The following is an 11,009-nucleotide window of genomic DNA, read 5'->3' on the forward strand; positions in this document are numbered from 1 at the left end:
AATCTAAACGAGCCCGCCCCCTCGACCCGAACGGACAACCCCGTGGAACTCAGCACCGCCGTAGCCGTCGTGACCGGCGCGAACCGCGGCTTCGGCCGCGCGCTCGCCGCCCAACTGCTCGAACGCGGCGCCAAGGTGTACGCGACCGCCCGCCGCCCGGAAAACGTCGACCTGCCCGGCGCCGAACCCCTCTACCTCGACGTCACCAAGCCGGACTCGATCGCCGCGGCGGCCGCTGCCGCCTCCGACGCCACGCTGCTCGTGAACAACGCCGGCATCTCGACGCACACCCACCTCACCGACGGCGACCTCGACGCCATCCGCCTGGAGATGGACACGCACTACTACGGCCCGCTCGCCACCACCCGCGCGTTCGCCCCGGTCATCGCGGCGAACGGTGGTGGCGGAATCCTGAACGTGCTCTCGGTGCTGTCCTGGGCGCACCTGCCCGGCTACGGCGCCTACGCCGCGGCCAAGGCGGCGGCCTGGGCGTTGACCAACGCCACCCGCGGCGACCTCGCGGACAAGGGCATCCAGGTCAGCGGCCTGCACGTGGCGTACATGGACACCGACATGGCGTCCTACGTGCCGCAGGAGAACAAGACCTCGCCCGCGGAGGTCGCCAGGATCGCGCTGGACGGCTTCGCGGCGGGCCTGCCGGAGATCATCGCCGACGACTTCACCCGGTCGGTGAAAGCCGGCCTGGCCGCCTAGCCGTTCCGCCGGGCCGTGAGCGCCGCCGCGACGGTGCCGAGCACCTCGTCGGACAACGGCGTGCCGTTCGTGGCGCGCGCCAACGAGATCGCACCGACCAAAGTGGACAGTTCGAGCACGGCCCGGCCGCGGTCGCCGTCGAGACCGGTCAGGAACCGCAGCATGTCCTCGACCCCCCGGGAGTACGCCTCGCGGATGGGCGCGTCCTGCGGCGAGTGCGCCACCTCGGTTGCCAGGGCGGCGTTCGCGCACCCCTCCCCCGCCGCGTCGCGGTGCTCGGGCGACAGGTACTGCCGGACGAACCGCTCGCGGCCGTCCTCCTCGTCGGCGAAGTGGGCCTGCCGCGCCGCCACCGACTCGAAGGCCTCGGTGGCGGCGATCGCGAGCAGCTCGTCTTTGGAGGCGAAGTGCCGGTAGAACCCGCCGTGGCTCAGGCCGGCGGCCGCCATGACGTCCTGCACGCTGATCGCGCTGCCGCGTTCGCGCAGGAGCCTGGCGGTGGCCCGCACGATCTCCTCGCGGTGCCGGGCGGCGTCAGCCCGTGAAGCTCGTCCCACACCGCCACGATACCCCGCAAAGATGACGGCCGACCGCTATCGAGCTCGTCCTGAGGTCAGGGCCGCAGAGTCCGCACCGCCGCCAACCGGTTCTTGACGTTGTCGGTGAGCCGCTTCAACCCGAGCAACTCCAGCACGGCACGCTGCAGCGCCTCCTCGCCGAGGTGCTGCTCTCGTGCGGCGACGTGGTCGAACAGCGCCGCCAGCTCGGCCGGGGGCACTTCGTCGAGAGATCGCGGCCCCAGCTGACGGGTGCGCACCTCCGGTTGGCCTGGCAGCCGGTACGTCCGCGGTTTGACACCGCTTTCACCAAGCGGGTTGTCCTCGATCAACTCTCCCGTGCGCACCGCGTACGAGATCGCCTTGTTCAGCTCGGCCGCGACCGTTTTGGTGACGCGGACCGCACCGGACGCGCGAACGTATGCCGTGTGCAGGCGGCTGCCGAGCACCGGCCCCTCAGCCTCGACGAGGCGGAGGAGGCCGCTGAGCACGTCTTGACGCGTGGCATCGCCGAGCTGGACGACGGTTCCCCCATACTGCTCATAGGCGGCCAGAACGACGTCGGCCGCGGCTTCTCGGTCCACCTCCTGCTCGTCGGTCACCGGCCGGTGTTCGACCTGTCCCGCGATGGCCTGCCACTCGTCGTCCACCTCGGACCGGGCAGGTTCCCGCACAACCGGTTCGGGCGTGAGCACCACCTCCGCGGGCGGCGCCACCACAGCCGCGGCCTGAGGCGGCATTGCCTCAACGCGTGGGGACTGCGTCGGTACCGCCGCGACGGCAGGGATGTCGGCTTCCGGCGTCCACCCGGACGGATGGATGTCCAGTTGGTGCAACGCGTCCCACAACCGCGCCAGCACAGCGGGCCGGTCCACGTAGAACTCGGACTCGCGAATGCGGAAGAAGGTCCAGCCGCACCTTTCCAGATCGCGTTGCCGTGCGAGATCGCGCTCGTACGCGTCCGGTCCGTGCCACGCGTCGCCGTCGCACTCGACCGCCAGCCTCGCCTTGGCGCCGACGACCACGAGGTCGATGCGGTAGCTCTCGGCAGGGAACTGCGGCACGACGCTGTACCCGCGATCGACGAGGCGGTTGAACACCCGCTGCTCGAACAACGAGTCGAACGGCTCCACCCTGCGGTCGTCCGGCACGACCGAACGCCTGTCCTCACCCGCGCCGTCCGCACGCCCGGACAAGGCGTAGCAGTAGTCCAACAGCTGGAACCGCATGTCCTCGCGGTTGCCCAGGTCGGACAGGCGCAGTGAGTGGAACACCCACATCTGGTCCTTGGCACGCGACGCGGCCACGTTGTAGCGCTGGACGTACATGTCCTGGGTGAGCGAGGAGATCCGCACGCCCGGTTCCGGCGCCTTCACCATCGACAGGAACATCACGTTGCGCTCGGAGCCCTGGAAGTCCGCGGAGTCACCGCACCGGAGATCGCGGGCCTTCCACTCCTCCGGCGGGATGCGCTCCAGCAACCGCTTCTCGATGCGCTTCGCCTGAGCGCGGCCGAGCAGTGACACGACGCCGAACGTCAGGCCGTCGTAGCGGGGGTCCGCGATGCACTTCTCGATCTGGTCGACGATCGCGTCCGCCTCGGCGGGATTGACCTTGTCGGTCACGCCGCGCTCGTAGCCGTTGTCCAGGAACACCGGCTTGATCGGCTCCAGGCGGTCAGCTCCGTACTGGCGCACGGGCACCAGGCGAATGCCATCGGGCTCGTACGCGATCCGGTTCGAGAAACCGATGATCTCGGGCACGCACCGCCGGTGCTCGACGAGCGTGATCATGCCCTCGAACCGCATCTTCGCCTCGTCGAAGAGGCTGCGCTTGGGCTCCTGCCACGACGCGCGGTGCGGGTCGTCCCACAGGTACTGTTCGGCGAGGTCGCGCAACTGTTGCTGGTCGGTGCCGACAGCGGACGGCGAGACCTGCTTGTCGTCGCCGATGACGACGATCTTCGGTGCGAGGAACTGCAGGAACGTGGCTTCGAGCCCTGCCTGCGAGGCCTCGTCCACCACCACCACGTCGAACATGTCCGGCTGGACGCGGAACTGTTCGGCGATCCGGTAGACGGGCATGATCCACACCGGCACGGCGGGCCGGCAGCGACCCATGGCCGCCCTGATGTCGGCTCGGCGCTGGTTCGCGTAGACACCGGTGCCCTTGCCCAGCAGCTTCACCAGCTGGGCGTACTGGAGCAGATCGGCGCGCGCCCTGCCGGACAACCGTTCCGGCGACACGGCGTGGCCCCACGCCCGTTCGGCGGCCAGCTGCTCGACACGGCGGCGCACCTGTTCCTCGACGTTCAGCATCTCGGTCTGCAGGGCGTTCACGTCCTCGTCGCCGCGGTTGAGGACCCACGCCCTCGCGACGGCCCACGACCAGGCCGCGTCCCACCCCGCCAGCCTCTCCGTCCACGCAGGATCACGCGGGTCGCTCGAGATGGCCTGGTACACCTGGGGCAGTGCCTGGGCGAACGCGGCCGCGACCTCGTCACGACGCCGCGTCAGCTCGGCGACCTCGGTCAGCCGCACCAGCCGGTGATGTGCGACCGCGTACGCCTCGTGGTCGCGTTCCTCCGCGGCTTGCGCGAGGTGTTTGACGCACGGTGCGGCATCACCCCACTGCGCCACGTCCGAAGTGGTTCGCACGACCTCCAGCAACGGCAACGTCGCGGCGGTGCGCGCGTCGGAAGCGGCGGCCGCGTCGACCAGCCGCGCGTAGGTCTGCACGGCGCCGAGGTCGGTCCAGTTGGGCCGTGGGAGAGCAAGTCCGGCGAGACCGCGTTCCTCTGCTTCGAGCGCTTCACCCAGCGCCAGCACCCGGCGCAACTGCTCCAGCTCGGTCACGTGCCACTGGAGGCGTTCGCTCAGAGTGTCCTCGGCGGGAACGTGCACCGAGTCGGGCCACGCCCGGTCGAGGGCCTCCAGCACCCGGCTGCCGTCAGCCCATATCAGGAACAGGTCGAGCTGTGCGGCACCGGTGGGCGGGACACCGTTGACCCGTACCGCCTGGAACAACGGCTGCGCCTGCTTCACCGCCTTGGGCGCGAACGCCCCGATCTTGGGCGACCCGTCGGGGTTGACCTTGAGCGTGCCACCGTCGCCGACGTGTGCGCGCAGCGATCCCGCCAGTGCGACGAGGACCCCCATGTCGGCAGGGTCGACCCGCACGTCGGTGAGCGGGCCCAGCCGGTCGACCAGTGGGCGGACGCGCTCGATCAGCTGGGCGATCTGGTGACCGCGCGACCTCCAGAGGTTCGCGCGACCCGACAGCACCTCCGCCAGCGCGTCGTTCATCCACGTCTCGCGTCGCCGGGACAGGTCCTCCGCTTCCCGCGCGAACCCGTTGAGCCGTTGCCGCAGCACGGTTCGGGTGGCCTGGTCGAGGCGCCGTACACCGTCGAACGCGTCGTGCCGGGTGAGACTGCCGTGTCCCTCCTCCGCCGCGATGGCCCGCTGTTCAGCGGTCACCAAGCCGAAGAACTCCTCCGGCGTGGGGACGTCGGCGAGGTTCAGCAGTTTGAGCCGAGACTCCGGCTCGTCGGCGTTCAGCGCGTCGTCCACCACACCGCGGTGCCAGGCAACGACATCCGTCGACGGCAGCGGTGACGGTGCGGCTTCCCCGACCTCGACGAGATCGGCCAGCCAGCCGAACCGCTGCCGCTCGGCTTCCAAGCGCTGCGCGATGGCGGCCAGCGTGCCGCGGTAGACCGCGACGTCGTACTCGGTGACCTCCCTGGTCCGCGCATCGAGGAGCCGCCGGTGCAAGCCGGCACGGCGCAGGCGGAGCTCCTCGATCGCCGCCGTGTGTTCGTCAACGGCCCTCCGAGCCGCCTCGGCGTCGTACTCGCTGGCCACGTGGCTGATCCGCTCGACGGCGACCTTGAGGTCCGCCAGATCGGAGCGCGAGGAGCCGACGACCGACACGGCCAGCGGCGCGATGGCCTCCGGCAGCTTCGCCCGCACCTCCTTCAACGCGCGATCGGTGTGCGCGGTCACGAGTACGCGCTTGCCCTGTGCGAGCAGGTGCGACAGGAGCGCGGCGACGGTGTGGGTCTTGCCGGTTCCCGGTGGTCCCTGCACGAGGACCTGTGCCTTCGCGTCGACCTGGGTCAGAACGCGCAGCTGCTGATCGTTGACCGGCAGGGGCAGGAACGGCTCGGCGTCGAGCTCGACCAGCGCGCCGGTCGCGAGCGACCTCTCCGCGGCCGGCCGGTGGTCCGGGTCGACGAGCGGGAGCAGCCCGTCCGGCACGACGCCGGACTCGCCGATCTGGCCGGCCACCGAGTCGAGGATGTCGACGATCCCCTGCCGGGACCGACGGCGAAGGACAACCGCGGGGGCGAACGCCGCCACCGCGTGCGCGCCCGGCTTCTGCGGTTCGTCCTCGTCGAGGTACGTGGCTTCGGCGTCGAGGGCGTGCACCAACCGGCGCAGCACACCGCCCACTTCTTCACGGCACAGCACAGCCGCGGTGACCTCGCTGGCCTCGTTCCTGATCTGCACCACGTGCTGCGGGTTGGCCACCCGCCCTGGATCGACCATGTCGAGCTCGATGTTCAGGCCCTCGGCGGTCTCCGCGTGGTGGAGGGTCAACCGGCCGGTCTCGTCGTCGAAGCGGATCACAGCGGGCACCGTGGCAAGGTGACGGCGCACCGCGTAGTGCCCAGGGGGCGCCCATGACAAGCACCCGACGCCTACGACCAGCTCCAGTTCCTCAGCATGCCCTGCGGCGGTGACGTAAGCGGTGAACAGCTCGTTGTAGACGTCGCGTGCCGGTCGGTCGTTCCTCTCCCGCTCGGCCCACGTGGTCCAGAGGGACTCCCAGCCGGAATGCGCTTCCCGGATGCCTGGCGCGTCCTCGAGCGCGGTGAGCTGCGGCTCCTCGCCGATCGTGGAACGCAGCCGAGGTGCCGCGTCGGGATCGTCCCACTCCCCGTCCAGCCAGGGCTTCAGCTCGGCATCAGGCTCCGGCGGGTCTTGGTGCGCGACACGTTCCACGGTGAGCAAAGAGCCCCCGGCCTCGAACACCGCGTCATGGTGCGCCGGGTGAACAGCAGGGTGCTCCGGCAACCGCCCGAACCACAACACCGACGCGTAGCTGTCGGTCGTACGAGCCGGGTTGGACTTGAGCTGCTGGCTGCGGGCGAGGAACTGGAACAGCCGCACCGCTCGATCAACCGTCTTGTCCTGCTGACCTCGAGCGGCCCCACCGTTCGCCACGCCGTTCCCCCTTTTCGCCACCGAACAGACGAAGTGCTCATCGTCGACCGGGGGCGAGGTGCTACAGCCGAAACCACACCGTTACGTTCGACGTGCTGGTCCCGCGGTCGTGAAGCCGTGGCACAGCAACAGCTTCACGACCGCTCGATTCACACGTTCGGGTGATGGCGGCCGCGTCCGCCGCAGCTACACCGGGATCAGAGCCGTACCAGGTGCGACTGCCGCACCGCCTCGCGATCGCCGTCAGACAGCTCTTCCGGCAACCACGCCCGCAACGCGCGGCCGAACATCAGCACCGTCCGCCACATGTCCCACAGCGCGACGAGCGTGCCCGCCAGCACCACCGACGCCGCCACGGCCAGCACACCGTCGTCCCTGAGCAGCAGCACGACCGCGACAACGGCCCACAGCTGGATGACGGTGTACAGGATCACGAGCAGCATCTGCTCCGTGTACTTGCGCCGGGCTCGCAGCACCTGGGCGCGGGAGTCGGGGTCGGGCAGAGGGTGGCGCTTCATGACGGCTCCTGGGGGTTCCTCGGCGAACTGTGCCACCCAGGTAACCGCCAGAACCCCGGAAAGTCTGCGTCAGATGCCGCACCGGACACGCAATTCTTCCTCGCGAAGAATCTCTACCCGATTGCGCCGGGTGCAGATGACTCCCTCATCCCGCAGCACTTTCAACGTCCGCACGAGAGTCTCCCGCGAAATGCCCACAATGCTGGCCAGTTCTTGTTGGCTGAGCGGCACCGTCGCCATCAGCTCGTCCCCCTCGCGGTGCGCCAGGAGGACGAGCGCCGCACCGACCCGGTACAGCGACGGGCCGGTGCGGAGGTCCTGTCGATCGCCCGAAGCACGCTGGCGCGACACCACCACGCGCAGCACCGTCCACGTGATGCCCGGCCGCGTCCTGCACAACGCCTCCAGCGCGCGGGCGGAAATCATCAAGCCGTACACAGGATCTATCGCGGTCACGGACGCGGAGCGGCCCATGCCGTCCACTGCGGAGAGCTCGCCCACGATCTCACCAGGACCTCGCACGGCGAGCAAGGTCTCCACCCCTGTGGCGGCGACCCGGCTCACCCGGACCCGCCCCCGCAGCACCACCAACACGTTGTGCGACGGGTCGCCTTGGTGACAGATCACCGACCTGGGCGAGAATTCGACACCGGTCGCCACGCCCTGCAACGCTGAGCGATCGGCGGCGTCCAGCATCCCCCAGAATGACCGGTCAATCCTCATGCTTCCATGATTCCGGCAATCGCACGACGGCGATTGACCCGATTGATCTAAATCAAAGCCGGAATAGGGCAACACCGCGTTCTCGCACGGATAATGAACCGCTACCTGAGCAGGTGGGAGAGCCCGTGGAGGAGACACCACGCGCCGAGCCGCGAACCGTGCTGGCCGTGGACGTCGAGAAGTTCAGCGATCCCAACCGGACGAACCACCACAAGCTCGTCGCGCACGACGGCCTCTACCACGCCCTGTACCGGGCGCTGCACGAGAGCGGTATCGACGAGCGGAGCTGGCACCAGGAGGATCGCGGTGACGGGGCGATGTTCCTCTTCACCGCCGACGTGGCCAAACAGCGGCTGTCCGACTTCCTCCTCCGCCGGCTGGCCGCGAACCTGTTGCGCTACAACGCCACCTTCACCCAGGAGGCACACATCCGGCTGCGGGTCGCACTGCACTTCGGTGAGGTCACGTTCAACGCGCAGGGCGTGGTCGGTGACTGCGTGAACCTCACCTTCCGGCTGCTCGACGCCCCTCCGCTCAAGACCGCGCTCGCCGACTCGTCCAGTGTGCTGGCGGTGATCGTGTCGAAGACGTTCTACGAAGACGTCCTGCGGCACGACCCTGCCGCCGAACCGCAGGCGTACCGGCAGGTCGAGGTCGCCGTCAAGGAGACTTCGACCTCGGCGTGGATCCGGCTGTCCGCCGAGTCGGTTCAGGTAGCGGCCCCACCGGCACCGGTGGCGACACCCGTGGAAGTCGACGACCCCCTCGTCGCGGGAAGCGGTGAGACGCTCGGCGTCCTCGCCGAACTGATCTCCAGAACGCCGTTGATGGCACGCCTGGATGACCGGCGGCTGTGCCTCCAACTGCTGAACAGCTCGGTGACACCACGGGTCGATGTGACCGAGTTCAGCGACGCCCGGCTCCACGTCTACTCCATGGTGCTCGCCTGCGCTCGTCGGCCGGGAGCCATGCGCGCGCTGCTGCGCACCTTGCGGCGGTTACAACCAGACGCACCGGAGCTGGACCAGATCAGCGGCCTCGTGGACGAAATGGCCACCCAGGAGCTGTTCGACGAACACGACCGTCGGGCGCTCGTCGAGCTGCTGCAGGGCAGCGACTTCCCGCAGCTGAGCGACTGCTACCGGGCCGCGGCCGGCAGCCAGGCCAGTCCGCTGCCGCCGGGAAGGCACGACACCGTCGACGTGATCGGCAGGCTGGAACGGATGAACGCCCGCCCGGATGGTGTACCTCCCGCGCTGGCCCTGCTCGAGCACCTGGCGTTGCACGCGGGGGACGTTCTCTCGCCGCGACTCCGGCAGTTCTCCGAGCACCAGGCACAGGAGATGGGCCTGCACCGGGAACTGCTGGCACTACGCGGCTCGATCTCCACGGATGCCACGGAAACGGTGGCGCCCGCTGCGGCATCGCTGGTGCTGCGGCTGCAACCGCACGGCGTCGAACCCGACCTGTACCTGCTCTCCGAGTGGCGGCAAGCGAACTCGGCGACCTGGTCACCGCAACGCGGCCACGACTACACCGGCAACCTCGCCGAGATCCGGGTGCGGGTCGGCGAACTGGTCGGCCAGGCCGAGGGGTGGGCCGAGAACGCCAGCACCATCTCGATCGAGTTCCTCCTGCCGAAGGACCTGCTCAACCTGCCGGTCGAGCAGTGGCTGGCCGCCTCCGACGAGGTCGCCACCCCCATCGGCATCGACTACCTGGTGTCCCTGCGCTCGCTGGAACGGAGTCGAGACCGGGAGAAGCACCGCCGGTGGCGACAACGCTGGAGCCATCTGCAGTCGCTGCTCAGGGCCGGCGACAGCCCCGTCGAGGAGGCCGTCCACCGCAGCCAGCTCGACGGCCCCAGACACCTGCAGAAACTCGACGCCAGGCTCGCGCTCGCCAAGAGCGTCGTGGCGCTCGTCCTCTCCGATCCACCAGCTGATCGCGAGAGCATCGGCCGGATGGAGGTCGCGATAGCACTCAAGTCCGGCGTGCCGGTGATGATCTGGCACCGCCACGACTGCGCCGCCAAGGCGTTCCACGCCGCCGTCGACGACCTGGTCGGCGACGGCGGTCTGGGCAAACTGCTGGAGAACGCCATGAAACTACGCGGTCAGGCCCAGTGTTCCGACGACTGCGACGCGCACCCCGGCACCCACATCAGCGTCCTCTGGGACGACCCGGACCGCCAGGTCGAGCCCTTGCCACAGGAGGTGGTCGCTCCGTGACCCGTACCGAGAACTGGCACATCTACACCGGCACGGGCCAACCCTGCGCCGATGTTGATCTGCGGACGAACCTGCCGGAACCGCCGCCGTGGCGGACGTTCGGCGGCGGTCCCGCGCTTCCGCTGCCGGAGGGCGACGAGCACGACAACAGCAGGCGGATCGGCGCACCGGACGCGGACAGTTCCTACCCCGCGGGCCGTCACGAGATCGACATGGTCAACGCTGCGCTGTTGCTGCGCAGGCCGTTGCTCGTCACCGGCGGCCCCGGCACGGGGAAGACGAGCCTGGCGTACCGGGTGGCACGGGAGCTCAACCTCGGGCCGGTTCTGAGGTGGCCGATCACGAGCAACACGAAGCTGCGACAGGACGGTCTGTACGAGTACGACGCCATCGGCCGGGTGCATGCGTCCAGCGCGAAAGCGAGTGGAATGACCGACGAACCGACCGACATCGGCGACTTCGTCCACCTCGGCCCTCTCGGCACGGCGTTGCTCCCGTACGAGCTCCCGCGGGTCCTGGTGATCGACGAGATCGACAAGGCGGACCTGTCACTGCCCAACGACCTGCTCGCCGTGCTGGAGGACGGCGAGTACCTGGTCCGCGAGCTCGCCCGGATAGCCCGGAGGACACCGAAGGTGACGGTGCACACGGCTGATCCGGGCGGTAGCGCGCAGGTCGTCGAAGGCCGGGTGGTGTGCCAGGCGTTCCCGTTCATCGTGTTCACCAGCAACCGGGAGCGGGAGTTCCCGCCGGCGTTCCTGCGCCGCACGCTGCAACTGGAGATGCAGCCGCCCAACGAGGAACAGCTCGCGAGCATGATCGCGGCACACTTCCGGGACGTGTCGGGAAACTCCGCCGACCTCATCCAGAAGTTCCTGCGCCGCAGCGAGTCCGAGGGCGGACTCGCCATCGACCAGTTGCTGAACACGGTCCAGCTCGCCACCTCCGGCAAACTCGACACGGACAGGGCCTCGTGGAGACGTCTCCGCGACGCCCTGTGGCACAGGCTCTCCACCACGGGGTTCGAATGAGCCC

General features: G+C 69.2%; 7 protein-coding genes. 3 read left to right on the forward strand and 4 right to left on the reverse strand.

Annotated elements, in window-relative coordinates:
- The first annotated feature begins 42 nt into the window (after window positions 1–42).
- The gene (locus tag ADL03_RS07245; protein ID WP_053732572.1) at window positions 43–714 is read left to right on the forward strand and encodes an SDR family oxidoreductase; all 672 of its coding nucleotides are present in this window, start codon (window positions 43–45) and stop codon (window positions 712–714) included.
- Here the strand turns inward: ADL03_RS07245 and ADL03_RS07250 are convergent.
- The 4 genes from ADL03_RS07250 to ADL03_RS07265 all read right to left on the reverse strand — a co-directional run bounded on the left by ADL03_RS07250 (window position 711) and on the right by ADL03_RS07265 (window position 7,743).
- The gene (locus ADL03_RS07250) at window positions 711–1,271 is read right to left on the reverse strand and encodes a TetR/AcrR family transcriptional regulator (RefSeq protein WP_053732573.1); all 561 of its coding nucleotides are present in this window, start codon (window positions 1,269–1,271) and stop codon (window positions 711–713) included. The two genes, ADL03_RS07245 and ADL03_RS07250, sit on opposite strands and share 4 nt — an antisense overlap.
- Before the next feature lie 56 nt (window positions 1,272–1,327).
- The gene (locus ADL03_RS07255; RefSeq protein ID WP_053732574.1) at window positions 1,328–6,502 is read right to left on the reverse strand and encodes an AAA domain-containing protein; all 5,175 of its coding nucleotides are present in this window, start codon (window positions 6,500–6,502) and stop codon (window positions 1,328–1,330) included.
- Window positions 6,503–6,699: 197 nt separating this feature from the next.
- On the reverse strand, window positions 6,700–7,020 hold the full coding sequence (locus ADL03_RS07260; RefSeq protein ID WP_053732575.1) for a hypothetical protein: 321 nt from the start codon (window positions 7,018–7,020) through the stop codon (window positions 6,700–6,702).
- 69 nt (window positions 7,021–7,089) lie between these two features.
- Entirely contained in the window at window positions 7,090–7,743 is a 654-nt protein-coding gene (locus ADL03_RS07265) for a Crp/Fnr family transcriptional regulator (protein WP_053732576.1), read from the reverse strand.
- A 125-nt stretch (window positions 7,744–7,868) separates the two neighbouring features.
- Here ADL03_RS07265 and ADL03_RS07270 point away from each other — a divergent pair, with 125 nt between their 5' ends.
- Both ADL03_RS07270 and ADL03_RS07275 read left to right on the forward strand, forming a co-directional pair.
- The gene (locus ADL03_RS07270; protein WP_053732577.1) at window positions 7,869–9,974 is read left to right on the forward strand and encodes a hypothetical protein; all 2,106 of its coding nucleotides are present in this window, start codon (window positions 7,869–7,871) and stop codon (window positions 9,972–9,974) included.
- Window positions 9,971–11,005, forward strand: a complete 1,035-nt coding sequence (locus tag ADL03_RS07275; protein WP_053732578.1) for a MoxR family ATPase — start codon at window positions 9,971–9,973, stop codon at window positions 11,003–11,005. The genes ADL03_RS07270 and ADL03_RS07275 overlap by 4 nt, the downstream gene beginning before the upstream one ends.
- Window positions 11,006–11,009: the final 4 nt, after the last annotated feature.

This window comes from Nocardia sp. NRRL S-836 (assembly GCF_001279525.1).
In the GTDB taxonomy this organism is placed as follows: Bacteria; Actinomycetota; Actinomycetes; order Mycobacteriales; family Pseudonocardiaceae; genus Lentzea.

Bases quoted from the DNA above. Each gene is read 5' to 3' on its own strand.
- ADL03_RS07260 (WP_053732575.1), bottom strand. From the start codon at position 7,020: ATGAAGCGCCACCCTCTGCCCGACCCCGACTCCCGCGCCCAGGTGCTG.
- ADL03_RS07265 (WP_053732576.1), bottom strand. From the start codon at position 7,743: ATGAGGATTGACCGGTCATTCTGGGGGATGCTGGACGCCGCCGATCGC.